Annotated in this window: 14 protein-coding genes; 9 read left to right on the top strand and 5 right to left on the bottom strand. The window is 70.0% G+C overall.

Annotated elements, in window-relative coordinates:
* The first annotated feature begins 62 nt into the window (after positions 1-62).
* Both PBN85_RS13860 and PBN85_RS13855 read left to right on the top strand, forming a co-directional pair.
* Positions 63-1,574 carry a S1C family serine protease gene (locus tag PBN85_RS13860; RefSeq protein ID WP_271299366.1) on the top strand — a complete coding sequence of 504 codons (1,512 nt, stop codon included), beginning with the start codon at positions 63-65 and terminating at the stop codon, positions 1,572-1,574.
* 31 nt (positions 1,575-1,605) lie between these two features.
* A complete protein-coding gene (locus PBN85_RS13855; protein WP_271299365.1) occupies positions 1,606-3,144 on the top strand; it encodes a hypothetical protein in 1,539 nt (512 codons plus the stop codon).
* A 6-nt stretch (positions 3,145-3,150) separates the two neighbouring features.
* On the opposite strand, the gene ada is transcribed toward PBN85_RS13855, so the two are convergent.
* A complete protein-coding gene (ada, locus tag PBN85_RS13850; RefSeq protein ID WP_271299364.1) occupies positions 3,151-4,179 on the bottom strand; it encodes a bifunctional DNA-binding transcriptional regulator/O6-methylguanine-DNA methyltransferase Ada in 1,029 nt (342 codons plus the stop codon).
* 49 nt (positions 4,180-4,228) lie between these two features.
* Positions 4,229-5,164 carry a hypothetical protein gene (locus PBN85_RS13845; RefSeq protein ID WP_271299363.1) on the bottom strand — a complete coding sequence of 312 codons (936 nt, stop codon included), beginning with the start codon at positions 5,162-5,164 and terminating at the stop codon, positions 4,229-4,231.
* 190 nt (positions 5,165-5,354) lie between these two features.
* Between PBN85_RS13845 and PBN85_RS13840 the strand changes: the two genes are divergently transcribed.
* The 6 genes from PBN85_RS13840 to PBN85_RS13815 all read left to right on the top strand — a co-directional run bounded on the left by PBN85_RS13840 (position 5,355) and on the right by PBN85_RS13815 (position 10,595).
* Positions 5,355-5,909, top strand: a complete 555-nt coding sequence (locus PBN85_RS13840; protein ID WP_037532210.1) for a F0F1 ATP synthase subunit delta — start codon at positions 5,355-5,357, stop codon at positions 5,907-5,909.
* A 6-nt stretch (positions 5,910-5,915) separates the two neighbouring features.
* Positions 5,916-7,445, top strand: coding sequence for a F0F1 ATP synthase subunit alpha (atpA, locus tag PBN85_RS13835; RefSeq protein WP_037532212.1), 1,530 nt, complete (start codon positions 5,916-5,918; stop codon positions 7,443-7,445).
* A gap of 76 nt (positions 7,446-7,521) precedes the next feature.
* Positions 7,522-8,406, top strand: a complete 885-nt coding sequence (locus tag PBN85_RS13830; RefSeq protein ID WP_037532215.1) for a F0F1 ATP synthase subunit gamma — start codon at positions 7,522-7,524, stop codon at positions 8,404-8,406.
* A gap of 25 nt (positions 8,407-8,431) precedes the next feature.
* Positions 8,432-9,913: a F0F1 ATP synthase subunit beta gene (gene atpD, locus PBN85_RS13825; protein ID WP_037532219.1), complete on the top strand. Its 1,482-nt coding sequence runs from the start codon at positions 8,432-8,434 to the stop codon at positions 9,911-9,913.
* 35 nt (positions 9,914-9,948) lie between these two features.
* Positions 9,949-10,338, top strand: coding sequence for a hypothetical protein (locus PBN85_RS13820; RefSeq protein ID WP_271299362.1), 390 nt, complete (start codon positions 9,949-9,951; stop codon positions 10,336-10,338).
* A 5-nt stretch (positions 10,339-10,343) separates the two neighbouring features.
* Positions 10,344-10,595, top strand: a complete 252-nt coding sequence (locus PBN85_RS13815) for an ATP synthase F1 subunit epsilon (protein WP_037535488.1) — start codon at positions 10,344-10,346, stop codon at positions 10,593-10,595.
* 186 nt (positions 10,596-10,781) lie between these two features.
* On the opposite strand, the gene PBN85_RS13810 is transcribed toward PBN85_RS13815, so the two are convergent.
* Genes PBN85_RS13810 through PBN85_RS13800 form a run of 3 tightly spaced genes read right to left on the bottom strand, consistent with a single transcriptional unit; the run spans position 10,782 to position 15,456 of the window.
* On the bottom strand, positions 10,782-11,768 hold the full coding sequence (locus tag PBN85_RS13810; RefSeq protein ID WP_271299361.1) for a N(4)-(beta-N-acetylglucosaminyl)-L-asparaginase: 987 nt from the start codon (positions 11,766-11,768) through the stop codon (positions 10,782-10,784).
* A gap of 31 nt (positions 11,769-11,799) precedes the next feature.
* Positions 11,800-13,971: a primosomal protein N' gene (locus PBN85_RS13805; RefSeq protein ID WP_271299360.1), complete on the bottom strand. Its 2,172-nt coding sequence runs from the start codon at positions 13,969-13,971 to the stop codon at positions 11,800-11,802.
* Between the two features lie 39 nt (positions 13,972-14,010).
* Positions 14,011-15,456, bottom strand: a complete 1,446-nt coding sequence (locus PBN85_RS13800) for a diguanylate cyclase domain-containing protein (RefSeq protein WP_037535484.1) — start codon at positions 15,454-15,456, stop codon at positions 14,011-14,013.
* Between the two features lie 75 nt (positions 15,457-15,531).
* On the opposite strand from PBN85_RS13800, the gene PBN85_RS13795 reads away from it, so the two are divergent.
* On the top strand, positions 15,532-16,425 hold the full coding sequence (locus tag PBN85_RS13795) for a tyrosine recombinase XerC (RefSeq protein WP_271299359.1): 894 nt from the start codon (positions 15,532-15,534) through the stop codon (positions 16,423-16,425).
* Positions 16,426-16,432: the final 7 nt, after the last annotated feature.

Here is a 16,432-nt window from a genome sequence, read left to right as displayed (position 1 = left end):
TAGCGATGCAGCCTGGATGCCGTGCTTGACAGGGCGGCGCCGCTGCCGTTCGAAGGCGCGCGATGCGCCGCCTGCTTCTTCTTCTCGCTCCGATCTGGCTGATGTTCGGCGCCGGTCCCGCCGCCGCCGACGATATCGGCGCGACGGCGCGCGGCGTCGTCCGCGTCGTCACCATCGCGGTGGTCGACGGGCAGGTGGTCGGCTTCGGCCACGGCAGCGGCGTCGCGATCGCGCCCAACCGCATCGTCACCAATGCGCACGTCATGGAGCTCGCCGAACGCTATCCCGACAATGTCGTGATCGGCGTCGTGCCGTCGGAGGGCGACAAAAGCTATCAGGGGCGCGTCGTCGCCTATGACGCCAAGCGCGACCTCGCGCTGATCGAATTCGCCGGCGCGCGGCTGCCGCCCGCCGCGCTCTACACCGGGCCGGTCGGGGAGGGCGATGCGGTGATCGCGCTTGGCTATCCCGGCAACGTCGATCTCGCCACCGCGCAATCCGCCGCCGACTATATCCGGCCGACGTCGCCGGTGCGGTCGGAAGGCGTCTTCTCCGGGCGACGCAGCCTGACCGGCACCGAGGTGCTGCTCCACACCGCCAATATCGCGCGCGGCAATTCGGGCGGGCCGCTGCTCGATCGCTGCGGCCGGGTGATCGGCATCAATTCGGCGATCACCCGCGGCGAGGAGGGCGACGGCTCGTTCGGCTTCGCGATCGCCGATACCGAGCTGGCCGCCTTCCTGCGCGAGGCGAAACAGCCCTATGTCGCGGTCGGCACGCCCTGCACCTCGATCGAGGAACGGCTGCGCGACGACAGCGAGGCGGATGTCCGCGCCCGCACCGACGCGCTGACCCGCCAGCGCGACGCCGCCACCCATGCCGAGATCGATCGCGAGGAGGCGCTCGCCCGCGCCCGGCAGGCGGCGCAGACGCGGCGCGAGAATGTGATGGGCGTTGCCGGGCTGCTGCTCGTGCTCGGCGCGATGGGCGTCGGCGCCGCGGCCTTGTGCGCGATCCAGCGGCGGCGGCGCGCGGCGCTATGGGCGGGCGGCATCGGCGGCCTGACGATGATCGTCGCGATCGTCGTCTTCGTGCTGCGCCCGGCCGCCGAGCCGACGCATCCGCCGGTGTCGGTGGTGGTCAGCCAGTCGGTGCCCAATGCCCCGCTCGGCAAGTTGGTCTGCACCTTCCAGCCCGATCGCAGCCGCGTCACCGTTTCGCCGACCAGCGACGTCGCGTTGCGCTGGGGGCGCAGCGGCTGTGCCGGCGGCGTGCAATATCTGCCGACCGCCGACCGGTGGGAGCGGGTGGTGGTGCCCGATCAGGAGCAGACCGTCTCGGTCGTCACCTTCGATCCGGTCACCCGCCGCTATACCGACACGCGCTACATGCTCGGCGCGCAGGCGATGGCGCAGGTCCGCAAGCAGCAGGCGCAGGCGGATCAGGGCAAGGCGTCGCAATGTACCGTCGATCCCGCCGCGATCGAACGGATCGCGCAGCAGCAGGCGGCGATCCGCGCGCTGCTGCCGCCGCTGCCCAATGAGAAGCTCGTCTATAATTGCCATGCGGGCTGACACGGGTTTACCCTCGTGCCGCAGGGGGGGGATGAGGATGCGGTTCGGCAAAATTTGGGTGTCGCTGCTCGCGCTCGCCGTCGCACAGCCAGTGGCGGCGGAATGGTATGAGGCGACGTCGAAGCATTTCATCGTCTATGCGCAAGGCAGCGCCGATCTCGTCCAGAAGCGCGCCGAGCGGCTCGAATGGTTCGACGGCCTCGTGCGGATGTTCAACGCCATCCCGGCGAACGAGGGGGACGGATCGAACAAGCTCACCGTCTATGTCGTCGCCGACGACAGCGCCGTCCGTCGGCTGTTCGGCAAGGGCGGCGACCATATCGCCGGCTTCTACCAGGGGCGGGCGAGCGGATCGGTCGCCTTCACCCCGGCGCGCGACGAGCGGCCCGACGACATCAATGCGCTCCACCCGCAGGTCGTGCTGTTCCACGAATACGGGCATCATCTGCTGCTAGGCAATTACGAGACCGCGCTGCCGGCGTGGTTCGGGGAGGGCTATCCGGAATTCCTCTCCACCGCGAGGTTCGACAAGGACGCCATCTGGCTCGGCACGCCGGCGCAGCATCGCGCCTATGATCTGCTGATGGCCGCGCCGCTCAGTGCGGAGCAGCTCTTCTCGCTCAACATGACGCAGAAGCTGCGCGATACGCAGACGGCGGCGCTCTATGCCCGCGGCTGGCTGCTCACCCATTATCTCGTGATGGATCCGACGCGGAAGGCCCAGCTCGACGCCTATCTGCGCGCGCTCAACGCCGGCACACCGGGTGCGGAGGCGGCGCGCGCCGCCTTCGGTGATCTGCGCACGCTCGACAAATCGCTGTCCGCCTATCTGCACAAATCGACGATGGCGGCATACCGGATCCCGATCGAGCGGCTGCCCAAGCCGGTGGTCAGTGTCCGTGCGCTGTCGCCGGGCGAGCGCGAGATGATCGTGCTGCGGATGCGATCGGATCGCGGCGTCAACCGCGAGACCGCGCAGCCGATCCTAGCGGAGGCGACGCCGATCGCCGAACGCTATCCGAAGGATGCAGTGGTGCAGGGCTGGTTCGCGGAAATGGCGCTCGACGCCGGGCGGCTCGACCTCGCCGATGCCGCCGCCGAGCGGGCGCTGGCGATCGACCCGAAATCGTCGCAGGCGCTGGTCTACAGGGCGCAGGTGCATCTGCGGCGCGCGTCCGCCGCGCACGCGACGGACCCGGCGGTGTGGCGCGAGGCGCGGAACTGGCTGCTCCGCGCCAACAAGATCGACACCAACGACGCCTATGCGCTGCAGCTCTTCTACCAGAGCTTCCGCATGGCGGGGACGCCGCCGACCGACAATGCCAAGGCGGCGCTGCGCCGCGCGCATGAGCTGGTGCCGCAGGACGAGGGCCTGGCGCTGACCTATGCGGTACAGATGCTGCTCGACGACAAGCGCGACGCGGCGCGGCCGGCGTTGCGCCCGCTCGCTTATTCGGCGCACAGCCAGACCGACAATCCCGCCGCCCGCCTGCTCGCCGCGCTCGACGCCGGCAAGACCGGGCCGCAGGCGCTCGCCGCGCTGGGGGCGCCGCTTACGATCGAGGATTGAGCCGGCTCAGTCGCCGCTCTCGCGCGCCAGCAACGCACGCTTGCGCGCGACGCCCCAGGCATAGCCGCCAAGCCCGCCGTCGCTGCGGGTGATCCGGTGGCACGGCACCACCACGGCGAGCGGGTTGCTGCCGCACGCGGTGCCCGCCGCCCGCGTCGCGCCGGGGCGGCCGGCGGCGGCGGCGAGTTCGGCATAGCTGCGCGTCTCGCCCGAGGGAATCGCGCGCAGCGCCTGCCACACCGCCTCCTGAAAAGCGGTGCCGCGCACGTCGAGCGGCAGCGTCGTATCCTGGCTGCGCCCCTCGACCAGCGCCACCACCGCGGCAGCGAGCGTGGCGAGCGACGCATCGCCCGGCGTCACCTCGGCCTGCGGGAAGCGCGCGGCCAGCGCCGCTTCATCCTCGTCGAAGGCGACGCGGCACAGCCCCCGGTCGGTCGCCGCGACGAGCAGCGGCCCGAGCGTCGTCGCCGCGATCGTCCAGCGGATCGTCACCCCGGCGCCGCCCCGCGCCCAGGCGGACGGCGTCATGCCGAGCCGCTGCGCGCCCTCGGCATAGAAGCGGCTCGCCGCACCATAGCCGGCGTCGTAGATCGCTGCGGTGACGCTCCGCTCGCGCTGCAACGCGCTGCCCGCGCGTTCGGCGCGCAGCGCGCGCGCATAGGCGGCGGGGCTGACCCCGGTGGCGCGGGTGAACAGCCGCTGGAAATGATGCGGCGCATAGCCGACCCGCGCCGCCAGCTCGGCGAGCGGAAGCGGCGACGCGGCGGCGGTGATCGCCTCGATCGCGGCGGCGACCGCGCGGCTGTCGCGCGCGACCGCGTCGGGCGTACAGCGCAGGCAGGCGCGGAACCCCGCCGCGCGCGCCGCCGCGCCGTCGGGGAGGAAGCACACATTCTCGCGCCGCGGGTGCCGGGCCGGGCAGCTCGGCCGGCAATAGATGCCGGTGGAGCGCACCGCCGCGACGAACTGGCCGTCTTGGCGCCGGTCGCGCGCGGCGAAGGCGGCCCAGGCCGCATCCTGATCGATCGTCGTCATATGAGGTGTCTAGCCGATCGCGCCGCGGCGCTCATCCCGCGGCTTGCGGTCAAAGCCCGCTGCCGACCACCGGCGGCAGGCGGCGCAGCGCCGCGACATCCTCCGCCCCCGCCGCCAGCGATGCGACCCGCGCCAGGCCGCGGCTGATCTCGCCGCCGGCGCGCGGCAGCAGCACCCGCGCCCGCAGATAGCGATCCGCCGCCTCGCCATAGCGTTCCGCCGCCTCGGCGCAGAGCGCAAGGTCGTACATCGTCGGGCCGTGATCGGGCGCGTCCTGGTCGATCGCGGCAAAGGCGGCGCAGGCGGCGGCGGGATCGTGCTTGGTCAGCCGCACCGCCGCCTTGAACCGGGCCGCCAGCGGCGGCGGCAGGCCGTCGCGCGTCTCGTCGAGGCGGATCGTATAGTCGGCGGGTTTCGGCGCGAGGTCGTCGCGCGTCTCGGCGGCGACCGATTCGATCATCGCCGCGACGCTGGCCGCGACATTGCCGGGAACGCCGCCATCCTCGCACCAGTCGTGGCGATCGTCGCGCGTCCTGACCGGCGCATAGCGGCCGCGGCCGTCGAGCGTGAGGTCGGCGCGCAGCGTCACCGTCCGCCGGATGCAGCCGACGCTGTAGCGCTGCCGCCGCACGCATTTGCCGTCCTTGGTCTCGGCACAGCGCTCGCGCGGCTCGCGATAGGCGTCGTCGACCACGCCGACGCTGGTCCGGCCGGTGAGCACCGCATCGGGGCGCAGCGACGCCGAGATCACCCGGACATGGGGCAGGGGCTCCCGATCGAGCGCGCGCAACCGCCGCTCGATCGCATCGCCGAGCGCCGCCCCGTCCGCCCCGCCGAACGGGCCGACCGCGATCGTCGACAGCCGGCTGGCATCGCGCGCGCCCGCCGCGAACACGCCGGTGACGTGCAGCTTCTCCGCGCCGGCCGGCGCCGCGGCCAGCATCGCCAGTCCGATCAGCCCTGCCGAAAAACGCTGCACAGCCATGGGAGGTCCTCTAACACGGCCAATCTGAACCCAGGCTGCCGGCATCGGTAGTGCCGAAGCGACAGCACTTTGCACCCCCTGTACTTGCGCTTGCCGCCCCCTCATGCTAGCCGCCCGCCACCCATAGCAGGCGTGCATCGCGCGCCCTCTTCCCCATGGGCCAACATTTCGGCACGAGGACTTCAGCTCCGTGGAGACATCCGGCGGTATTCAGGCAAGCTTAGGTGGGCGCTATGCGATCGCTTTGTTCGATCTCGCGCGCGACGCCCGCACGATCGATACCGTCGAAGCCAGCCTCGCTGCGGTCCGCGACGCGCTCGCGCAGAACGCCGACTTCCGCGCGCTGACCACCAGCCCGCTGGTCGCACGCGGCGCGGCGGTAAAGGCGGTGCTCGCCACCGCCGATCTGCTCGGCGTCGACGGCACCACCAAGAATTTCCTCGGCGTGCTCGCCGAGAACCGCCGTCTCGGCCAGCTGCCGGCGATCATCCGCGCCTTCCGCCAACTCGCCGCGCGGCATCGCGGCGAGGTCGCCGCGGAAGTGGTCAGCGCGCATCCGCTCGACGGCGCGCAGGTCGATGCGCTCAAGCAGCAGCTGCGCCAGCGCGTCGGCCGCGACGTTTCCGTCGACCTGTCGGTCGACCCCGAACTGCTCGGCGGCCTCGTCGTCCGCATCGGTTCACAGATGATCGATTCGTCGATCCGCACCCGTCTCAATTCTCTCGCGCAGGCGATGAAGGGCTAACTCACGATGGATATCCGCGCCGCAGAAATCTCGAAGGTCATCAAGGACCAGATCAGCAACTTCGGCACCGAGGCCCAGGTCACCGAGACCGGCCAGGTGCTGTCGGTCGGAGACGGCATCGCGCGCATCTACGGCCTCGACAACGTCCAGGCGGGCGAGATGGTCGAATTCGCCAATGGCGTGCAGGGCATGGCGCTCAACCTCGAAGCCGATAACGTCGGCGTCGTGATCTTCGGCTCGGACGCGGAAATCCGCGAGGGCGACATCGTCAAGCGCACCGGCACGATCGTCGACGTGCCGGTCGGCAAGGGCCTGCTCGGCCGCGTCGTCGACGGCCTCGGCAATCCGATCGACGGCAAGGGCCCGATCGTCGCCGACAAGCGCAGCCGCGTCGAGGTCAAGGCGCCCGGCATCATCCCGCGCCAGTCGGTGAGCGAGCCGATGCAGTCGGGCCTCAAGGCGATCGACGCGCTCGTCCCCGTCGGCCGCGGCCAGCGCGAGCTGATCATCGGCGATCGCCAGACCGGCAAGTCGGCGGTCGCGATCGATACCTTCATCAACCAGAAGACGGTCAACGCCGGCTCGGACGAATCGAAGAAGCTGTATTGCGTCTATGTCGCGGTCGGCCAGAAGCGCTCGACCGTCGCGCAGCTCGTCAAGACGCTCGAAGAGAATGGCGCGATGGAATATTCCATCGTCGTCGCCGCGACCGCGTCGGAGCCGGCGCCGCTGCAGTTCCTCGCGCCCTATACCGGCACCGCGATGGGCGAGTTCTTCCGTGACAACGGCATGCACGCGCTGATCGTGTTCGACGATCTGTCGAAGCAGGCGGTCGCCTATCGCCAGATGTCGCTGCTGCTGCGCCGTCCGCCGGGCCGCGAGGCCTATCCGGGCGACGTCTTCTATCTGCACAGCCGCCTGCTCGAGCGCGCCGCCAAGATGTCGGACGCGAACGGCGGCGGTTCGCTGACCGCGCTGCCGATCATCGAGACGCAGGCGGGCGACGTGTCGGCCTATATCCCGACCAACGTCATCTCGATCACCGACGGCCAGATCTTCCTCGAAACCGATCTGTTCTTCGCCGGCATCCGCCCGGCGATCAACGTCGGCCTGTCGGTCAGCCGCGTCGGCTCGGCCGCGCAGACCAAGGCGATGAAGAAGGTGTCGGGCAGCATCAAGCTCGAACTGGCGCAATATCGCGAGATGGCGGCGTTTGCGCAGTTCGGCTCGGACCTCGATGCCTCGACGCAGCGCCTGCTCAACCGCGGCGCACGGCTGACCGAACTGCTCAAGCAGGCGCAGTTCAACCCGATGCCGTTCGAGGAGCAGACCGCGTCGATCTTTGCCGGCACCAACGGCTATCTCGACAAGGTCGCGGTGCAGGACGTGACGCGCTACGAGGCGGCGATGCTAGCCGACCTGCGCGCCAACCACGCCGGCGTCCTCACCAAGATCCGCGAGACGCGCGATCTCGGCGACGAGGCCAAGTCGGGGCTCAAGGCCGCGCTCGACCAGTTCGCGAAGACCTTCGCGTAACCGCTCAATGTGCTCCCGCGAAGGCGGGAGCCCAGTACTGGGTCCCCGCCGTCGCGGGGATACATGAAGGACAACAATGGCGTCGTTGAAGGCCCTCAAGATCCGGATCAACTCGGTCAAGTCGACCCAGAAGATCACCAAGGCGATGAAGATGGTCGCCGCCGCGAAGCTGCGCCGGGCGCAGGAAGCGGCGCAGGCCGGCCGTCCCTATGCCGAGCGGCTGGAGGCGGTCGTCTCCAGCCTGTCGCGGCAGCTCGCCGGCGGTCCGGGCGTGTCGCCGCTCCTGTCGGGCACCGGCAAGGATCAGGTGCATCTGCTCGTCGTCGCCACCTCGGAACGCGGCCTCGCCGGTGCGTTCAACACCAACATCGTCCGCGCCGCCCGCCGCAAGGCGGAGGAGCTGGAAGCGCAGGGCAAGACCGTGCGCTTCTATCTCGCCGGCAAGAAGGGGCGGGTGCTGCGCCGCTTCTACCCCAAGGCGATCCTCGCCGATCATGAGCTTGGCGGCCACAAGACGCTCGGCTTCCAACAGGCGCGCGAAGTCGCCGACGATCTGCTGGCGCGTTATGCCGCTGGCGAGTTCGACGTCGCGCATCTGTTCTACGCCAAGTTCGTCTCGGCGCTGGTCCAGCTGCCGGTCGGCCGTCAGATCATCCCGGTCGCGGTCGAAGAGGGCAATGCGCCCGTCGCCACCACCTCGGCCGGCGCCGTGGTCGAGTATGAGCCGGACGAGGAACAGATCCTCGCCGACCTGTTGCCGCGCAACGTCGCGATCCAGATCTTCCGCGCGATGCTCGAGAACGCCGCGTCGGAACAGGGCAGCCGCATGAACGCGATGGACAATGCCACCCGCAACGCGGGCGACATGATCAATCGCCTGTCGATCCAGTACAACCGCACGCGCCAGGCCGCGATCACGACCGAACTGGTCGAGATCATCTCCGGCGCCGAAGCGCTCTAACGAATCCGAAGCAGGAAGAACCGCCATGGCCACCGCCGCAGACGACATCCGCCCGACCCAGTCGACGGGCAGCAGCAACACCACCGGCACGATCGCCCAGGTCATCGGCGCCGTCGTCGACGTCCACTTCCCGGACAATCTGCCGGCGATCCTCTCGGCGCTCGAGACCGACAACAACGGCAATAGGCTGGTGCTCGAAGTCGCGCAGCATCTCGGCGAGAACACCGTCCGCACGATCGCGATGGACGCGACCGAGGGCCTGACCCGCGGCCAGACGGTGCGCGACACCGGCTCGCAGATCAGCGTCCCGGTCGGCCCGGCGACGCTCGGCCGCATCATGAACGTCGTCGGCGAGCCGATCGACGAGCGCGGCCCGGTCGCCACCGATCTGCGCGCGCCGATCCATGCCAAGGCGCCCGAGTTCGTCGACCAGTCGACCGAGAGCGCGATCCTCGTCACCGGCATCAAGGTGATCGACCTGCTCGCGCCTTACGCCAAGGGCGGCAAGATCGGCCTGTTCGGCGGCGCCGGCGTCGGCAAGACCGTGCTGATCCAGGAGCTGATCAACAATATCGCCAAGGGCCACGGCGGCACCAGCGTGTTCGCCGGCGTCGGCGAGCGCACCCGCGAGGGCAACGACCTCTATCACGAATTCCTCGACGCGGGCGTCATCGCCAAGGATGCCGAGGGCAATCCGATCAGCGAGGGCTCGAAGGTCGCATTGGTGTTCGGCCAGATGAACGAGCCGCCGGGCGCCCGCGCCCGCGTCGCGCTGTCGGGCCTGACCATCGCCGAATATTTCCGCGACCAGGAAGGGCAGGACGTGCTGTTCTTCGTCGACAACATCTTCCGCTTCACCCAGGCGGGCGCGGAAGTGTCGGCGCTGCTCGGCCGCATCCCGTCGGCGGTGGGCTATCAGCCGACGCTGTCGACCGACATGGGCGCGCTGCAGGAGCGGATCACCTCGACCAACAAGGGCTCGATCACCTCGGTGCAGGCCGTGTACGTCCCCGCGGACGATCTGACCGATCCGGCGCCGGCGACGTCCTTCGCCCACTTGGACGCGACCACCGTGCTCAACCGCGCGATCTCGGAACTCGGCATCTATCCGGCGGTCGATCCGCTCGACTCGACCAGCCGCGTGCTCGAGCCGCGCGTCGTCGGCCAGGAGCATTACGACACCGCGCGTGCGGTCCAGTCGCTGCTCCAGCGCTACAAGTCGCTGCAGGACATCATCGCCATCCTCGGCATGGACGAACTGTCCGAAGAGGATAAGCTGACCGTCACGCGCGCCCGCAAAATCCAGAAGTTCCTCAGCCAGCCGTTCCACGTCGCCGAGGTCTTCACCGGCATCAGCGGCAAGTTCGTGCAGATCGAGGACACCGTCCGCTCGTTCAAGGCGGTGGTCGACGGCGAATATGATCACCTGCCGGAAGCAGCCTTCTACATGGTCGGCGGCATCGACGAGGTGGTCGCCAAGGCCGAGAAGCTCGCGCAGGAAGCGTAATCGACTTCGGCAGGCGGTTGGGCTAGGCTGCCCTGGTGACTATCGACACGCTTTCGATCGCCAGGGACCTTAAAGCTGCGCAACTTCCTGCCGGACAAGCGGAAGCGATCGCCAGTGCGATCGGCCATGTGCTCAGCGACTCGATGGCGACCAAGGCCGACCTTTCGTTGATGCGCTCCGATCTGAGCGGGCGGATTGAGCAGGTCCGGTTGGACCTCGGCAGCCGGATCGAGCAGGTGCGATCGGATCTGGACGGGCGCATCGAGCAGGTGCGCCTCAGCCTCGAAGGCAAGATCGAACGGTTGCGCACCGAGATCGAGCAGGTTCGGACTGAGATCGAACGCTCGCGCAATCAGTTGCTGGTCGGCCTTGTCGGCACCCAGATCGCGCTCGCCGGCATCATCATCGCAGTCATCAAATTGTAGGTCCCATGCTCCATTTCGAACTCGTCACGCCTGAAAAGCTCGTCCGTTCCGAGGACGTCTATATGGTCGTCGTCCCCGGCACCGAAGGCGACTTCGGCGTGCTCGAAGGCCATGCGCCGCTGATGTCGACGGTGCGCGACGGCGCGCTGTCGGTCTATCGGACCGAGGGCGGCCAGCCCGAGACGATCGCGATCCAGGGCGGTTTCGCCGAGGTCAATGCCAAGGGCCTCACCGTGCTCGCCGAGCGCGCCGCCTGACGCGAGGCCGGGCGCTGTCCTACATGCCGCGACGTTGCTAGCGGCAGGCGAATCGTCCGGCTCTTTCGTATCAGTGCAAAACCGGAAACGATCGGGGGCGATCGTTTCCGTTAAGATGTCCAACTTGTCCATGTTGGACGATACGCGGCCGCGGGCAGGGCGCGGCCCTACCTACGGCCCGATCGATCACGCCGCGAACAGCGACCGGCCCTTGTACACCTTCGTAACCCCATTGCCGTCGGTCACCGCATAGGTGAAGCCGGGCAGCAGGCAGAAGGCGCCGACTTCGCCCTTGGGCGACAGCGCGAGGAAGCCGACCTGCGTCCCCTTGATCGCATCGCCGCGCAGCGTCGCGATATGGCGCACCACTTCCTCGCACGCCGCCTGCGGCGAAAGGCCGGCGCGCATCGACGCCACCACGCGCGCGCTGCCCGAGACGCGCGTCACCTCCTCGCCGAGCCCGGTCGAGGTCGCGGCGCCGACGCCGCGCTCGACATAGAGGCCGGCGCCGACCTGCGGCGAATCGCCGACCCGGCCGCGCATCTTGAACGCCATGCCGGAGGTCGTGCACGCCCCCGCCATCCGGCCGTCGGCGTGGCGGGCGAGCAGGCCGATCGTATCATGATCGAGCGCGCCGCCGCGCGGCCGGCGGTTCTCGATATTCGCCTCGGGCTTGTAGGCGGAGGTCTTGAGCCAGTCGCGCCACGCCTGTTCGGCGGGGGGCGTGAGCAAATTGACCTTGGGGAAGTTCTGGTCGCGCGCGAATTGCGTCGCGCCCTCGCCGACGAGGAAGGTGTGCGGCGTCTTCTCCATCACCCGCCGGGCCACCGAAATGGCGTGGACGGTATCCTCCAGCGCCGCGACCGCGCCGACCCCGCCGGCATCGTCCATGATCACCGCATCGAGCGTGACATGGCCGTCTCGATCGGGATAGCCGCCATAGCCGACCGAATGATTGTCGGGGTCCGCCTCGGGCACCATGCCGCCCGCCTCGACCGCATCGATCAGCGTGCCGCCCGCCTTCAGCCGGGCGAAGGCGGCGTCATTGGCGGCGGCGCCGAAATCCCAGGTCGACACGATCATCGCCGCGCCGGCAGGCTCCGCCGCGCCGGCGAGCGACGCCATGCCCGCGGTCGCCGCCGCACCCCCGAGAAAGCCGCGCCGTGTCGTCATCTGTCATCCCCGTTGGACCGGTATTGGTCTGCTAGAGGAAGTTATACGGATCGACGTCCACCGTCACGCGCGCTTTCGCCGGCCAGTCGAGTGCGCCGAGCCAGTCACGGATGACGTCCTGCACGTCGAGCGCCCGGCGGGCGTGGACGAGCAGGCGGAAGCGGTGGCGGCCGCGCAGCATCGCCAGCGGCGCGGGCGCGGGGCCATAGACCGCCATCCCCTCGACCTGCGGCGCGGCGCGTGCGACCAGCCGCGCGACCTCGTTGGCGCAGGCCTGTTCCTCGGACGAGACGACGATCGCCGCATAGCGACCGAACGGCGGCGCGCCGGCATCGCGCCGCGCCTCGGTCTCCGCGTCGTAGAAGGCCTCGGCGTCGCCGGTGATCAGCGCCTGCATCACCTGCGCCTTGGGGCTGTGCGTCTGGATGAAGACATGCCCCGGCTTGGCGCCGCGCCCGGCCCGACCGGAGACCTGGCGGATCTGCTGGAAGGTCCGCTCCGCCGCGCGCAAGTCGCCGCCCTCCAAGCCAAGGTCGGCATCGACCACCCCCACCAACGTGAGGTTGGGGAAATGATAGCCCTTGGTGACGAGCTGCGTACCAACGACGATGTCGATGTCGCCCGCCTCCATCCGCCCGACGAACTCGGCCGCCTTGGCGGGCGACCAGATCGTATCGGAGGTGACCACCGCGGTCTTCGCCTCGGGGAACAACGCCGCGACCTCGTCGGCGATCCGCTCGACGCCGGGGCCGCAGGCGACGAGGCTGTCCTCCTCCTTGCATTCCGGGCAGGCGCGCGGCGTCGGCAGGACATGGCCGCAATGATGGCAGGCGAGCCGCCGCGTCAGCCGGTGCTCGACCATCCAGGCGGTGCAATTGGGGCATTGGAAGCGATGCCCGCACGTCCGGCACAGGGTCAGCGGCGCATAGCCGCGCCGGTTGAGGAAGAGCAGCGACTGTTCGCCCTTGGCCAGCGTCTCCTGAAGCGCGGTGACGAGCTTGGGGGCGAGCCAGCGGCCGCGTTCGGGCGGCTGCTGGATCAGGTCGATCGGCTCGATCGTCGGCATCTCCGCCGCGCCATAGCGGCCGGGCAGCTTGAGTTCGGCATAGCGGCCGAGCGCGACCTGCTGGCGCGTCTCGATCGCCGGGGTGGCGCTTGCGAGGATCACCGGACAGCCTTCGAACTTGCCGCGCATCACCGCGACGTCGCGGGCGTGGTAATGGACGCCCTCTTCCTGCTTGAAGCTCGTCTCGTGCGCCTCGTCGACGACGATCAGGCCGAGGTTGCGATAGGGCAGGAACAGCGCCGACCGTGCGCCGACCGTCACCAGCGCCTCGCCGGTGGCGATCGCCCGCCAGGCGCGCCGGCGCTGCGTCGAGCGCAGCCCCGAATGCCAGGCGACGGGCTCGCAGCCGAACCGGTCATGGAAGCGCTTGAGGAAGGGTTCGGTGAGCGCGATCTCCGGCAGCAGCACCAAGGTCTGCCGGCCCTGCCGGATCGCCTCCGCCACCGCCTCGAAATAGACTTCGGTCTTGCCCGATCCGGTGACGCCGTCGAGCAACGTCGGGCGGAACGCCTGCGCGGCGACGCCCTCGACCAGCGTCGCGGCGGCCTCCGCCTGCGCCCCGGCAAGCGTCGGCGGGCCGAAGCCGGGGTCGGGATGCGGATAGGGACTGTCGATCGCCACCTCGACCGCCTCGATCGCGCCGACCTTGACCAGCCCGCGGATCACCGCATCGGAGACGTCGGCGATATCGGCGAGCTCGCGGATCAGCCCCTGCCGGTCGCCGATCCGCGCCAGCGCCTGCTCGCGCTGCGGCGTGAGCCGCGGCGGCACCTCGCCGGTGACGCGATATTCGGTCGCGGTGCGCTTGCCTTCGAGCGCGGAGGTCGAGGCGAGCGCCATCCGCACCACCGCGGCGGGGGGCGCGAGATAATAATCGGCGGTCCATTCGACCAGCCGGCGCAGCGGCGCGGCGAGCGGCGGCACGTCGACGACGCCGAGCAGCGGCCGCAGCCGGTTGTCGCCGACCTCCGCATCGGAGGGCAGCCGCTCGGGCTCCCAGACGACGCCGAGCAGCTGGCGCGGCCCGAGCGGCGCGATCACGACCGATCCCGGCTCGACCGTCATGCCCGCCGGCACGCGATAATCGAGCGGGCCGAGCGCGGAATTGAGGACGAGGACGCGGGCACGCGAAGACATGCCGCCCCATATGGGGATTAGGCGAGTCGGCGGAAAGCTTTATGCGGCGCGGCGGACGCCGGGGCGCTGCCCGACCCGGGCGCGCTTGGCGGCGTAGAGCACCACGTCGGCACGTCGCGCGAAGTCGCGGAGCGAGTGGCAGTCCTGATCGAACAGCGCGAGGCCGACCGAGCCGGCACTGGTCATCGTGATGCCGCCCGCCTCGACCGGGATGTGCAACGCCGATTCGAGCCGGCCGCGCAAGGCGTCGGGATCGGCGATCAGCGCGGGGTCGGTGATCACCACCGCGAATTCGTCGCCGCCGATCCGCGCCGCGAAGCAGCCGTGGAGCCACGGCTCGCTCAGCGCCGCGCCCGTCATCCGCAGCACGTCGTCACCGACGGCATGGCCGAGCGAATCGTTGATGCCCTTGAACCCGTCGAGGTCGATCAGCGCGAGCATCAGCGGCGTGCCCTCGACGCGGGCGCGATCCATCGCCCGGTCGAGCTCGCGATCGAAGGCGGCGCGATTGGGGATGCCGGTCAGCGCATCGGTATCGGCGGAATGGCGCAGCCGCGTCTCAAGCTCGAACCGTTCGGTGATGTCCTGGAACACGCCGACCAGCGCCTGCACGACGCCGTCCGCCGACTCCGGCTCGCCGGCGGCGCGGACGCGGAGGTGGCGGCCGTCGGCGGTGATGAGGTCGGTTTCGAAGTCGAAGGGCCGGCCGGTTTCGATCGTCCGGGCGATGATGTCGCTGACCATCTCCCGCGCCTCCGGCGGATAGAAGTCGAGCGCCTTGTCGAGCGGCGGCACTGCTCCGTCCGAGAGGCCGTGGATGCGGAAGACGTTCTCCGACCATTCCAGCCGGGAATCGGCGATCGACAGCCGCCACGAACCGATCCGGGCGATCCGCTCCGCCTGCCGGAAGATCCGTTCCTTGCGCACCAGCTCCCGGGTCATCTCTTCGCTCGACGTGGCGAAGCGGATCGCTTCCAGCGCGTTGCGGCGCGCGGCGATCAGCGCCTCGGCCAGGCTGGCGAGGTGGCGCAGCGCGGCATGGCCGGCGGCATTGAGCGAGCGCGGCTGCGTGTCGAGCACGCACAGCGTGCCGATCGGCTGGCGCGTGCCGCTGGCGTCGGCGACACGGATCGGCGTGCCGGCATAGAATCGCATGCCGCCGTCGGTGACGAGCGGGAAGTCGGCGAAGCGCCGATCGTCGCGCAGGTCGCCGATGACGAGCGGCTGGTCCTCGCGGATCGTCCGGTCGCAAAAGGCGACGTCGCGATCGAGCTCGCGCGCGCCCGGCACGGTGCTCGCCTTGATCCACAGCCGCTTTTGGTCGATCAGCGTCAGCAGCGCGGTCGGGCAGCCGAGCAATTCGGCGGCGAGTGCGACGAGGGCGTCGAATTCCTTCTCGGGTTCGCTGTCGAGCAACGCCAGCGCATGGAGCGCAGCGAGCCGACCGACCTCGTCATAGGGCAGCGCTGTCGGAAGATCGTGCATGACCTGATCTCTATGTCCAGTGAGAGTTAAGATGTTGTTTCAGAATACAACTCCAGTCGTAACGACCGCCCGGCGATGACCGCTGCGCCGCCGCCTTCGGTGCTGTGGGCGGCGCATCTGGCGCGCGACCGGCGGCGCTCTGCGCATACCGTGCGCGCCTATCAGGCGACCGCTGAGCGGCTCACCGCCTTTCTCCAGGCGCATTGGGGCGAGCGCGTCGACGCGGCGGCTCTGGGGCGCGTCACCGCCGCGGATCTCCGCGCCTTCCTTGCCGCGCGACGCGGGCAGGGGCTGGGCAATGCCTCCGCCGCGCGTGAACTGTCGGCGGTGCGCGGATTCCTCGCCTTCGTCGTGCCGGGCGGCGAGGCGCCGCGGCTGCGCGGTCCGCGGGTCAAGGCGGGGGTGCCCCGGCCGATCTCGCCCGATGAAGCGCTCGCGCTCGCCGACGCCGTCGCCGACGATGCCGCCGAGCCATGGATCGGCGCGCGCGACTGGGCGGTGCTGCTGCTGCTCTACGGCGCCGGCCTGCGCATCGGCGAGGCGATCGCGCTGCCCGCGCGCCAGCTACCGCTCGGCGAGACGCTGGCGGTGACCGGCAAGCGCGACAAGACGCGGATCGTACCGCTGCTACCGGCGGTGCGCGACGCGATCGCCGATTACCTGCGCCAGCAGCCGTGGGAGCTCGCTCCCGACGCGCCGCTGTTCCGCGGCGCCAAGGGCGGGCCGCTCGCGCCCGGCGTCGTCCGGCGGGCGGTGCAGGCGGCGCGCGGCCGGCTCGGCCTCGACGCGCGCACCACGCCGCACGCGCTCCGTCACAGTTTCGCGACGCACCTGCTCGGCCGCGGCGCCGATCTGCGCGCCTTGCAGGAGCTGCTCGGCCACGCCAGCCTGAGTTCTACGCAGGTCTATACCGCGGTCGATGCGGCGCATCTGCTCGACGTCTACCGCAACGCGCATCCGCACGGGTGAGGCTGTA

The organism is Sphingomonas sp. CV7422 (assembly GCF_027945725.1).
GTDB classification, from domain to species: domain Bacteria; phylum Pseudomonadota; class Alphaproteobacteria; order Sphingomonadales; family Sphingomonadaceae; genus Sphingomonas; species Sphingomonas kyungheensis.
This window is presented reverse-complemented; position numbering and strand designations above follow the sequence as displayed.

Excerpts from the sequence above, each read along its gene's own strand:
- PBN85_RS13855 (WP_271299365.1), top strand. The coding sequence starts at position 1,606 with ATGAGGATGCGGTTCGGCAAAATTTGGGTGTCGCTGCTCGCGCTCGCC.
- PBN85_RS13860 (WP_271299366.1), top strand. The coding sequence starts at position 63 with ATGCGCCGCCTGCTTCTTCTTCTCGCTCCGATCTGGCTGATGTTCGGC.
- PBN85_RS13795 (WP_271299359.1), top strand. The coding sequence starts at position 15,532 with ATGACCGCTGCGCCGCCGCCTTCGGTGCTGTGGGCGGCGCATCTGGCG.
- PBN85_RS13805 (WP_271299360.1), bottom strand. The coding sequence starts at position 13,971 with ATGTCTTCGCGTGCCCGCGTCCTCGTCCTCAATTCCGCGCTCGGCCCG.
- PBN85_RS13810 (WP_271299361.1), bottom strand. The coding sequence starts at position 11,768 with ATGACGACACGGCGCGGCTTTCTCGGGGGTGCGGCGGCGACCGCGGGC.
- PBN85_RS13830 (WP_037532215.1), top strand. The coding sequence starts at position 7,522 with ATGGCGTCGTTGAAGGCCCTCAAGATCCGGATCAACTCGGTCAAGTCG.
- atpD (WP_037532219.1), top strand. The coding sequence starts at position 8,432 with ATGGCCACCGCCGCAGACGACATCCGCCCGACCCAGTCGACGGGCAGC.
- PBN85_RS13845 (WP_271299363.1), bottom strand. The coding sequence starts at position 5,164 with ATGGCTGTGCAGCGTTTTTCGGCAGGGCTGATCGGACTGGCGATGCTG.
- ada (WP_271299364.1), bottom strand. The coding sequence starts at position 4,179 with ATGACGACGATCGATCAGGATGCGGCCTGGGCCGCCTTCGCCGCGCGC.
- atpA (WP_037532212.1), top strand. The coding sequence starts at position 5,916 with ATGGATATCCGCGCCGCAGAAATCTCGAAGGTCATCAAGGACCAGATC.
- PBN85_RS13800 (WP_037535484.1), bottom strand. The coding sequence starts at position 15,456 with ATGCACGATCTTCCGACAGCGCTGCCCTATGACGAGGTCGGTCGGCTC.
- PBN85_RS13815 (WP_037535488.1), top strand. The coding sequence starts at position 10,344 with ATGCTCCATTTCGAACTCGTCACGCCTGAAAAGCTCGTCCGTTCCGAG.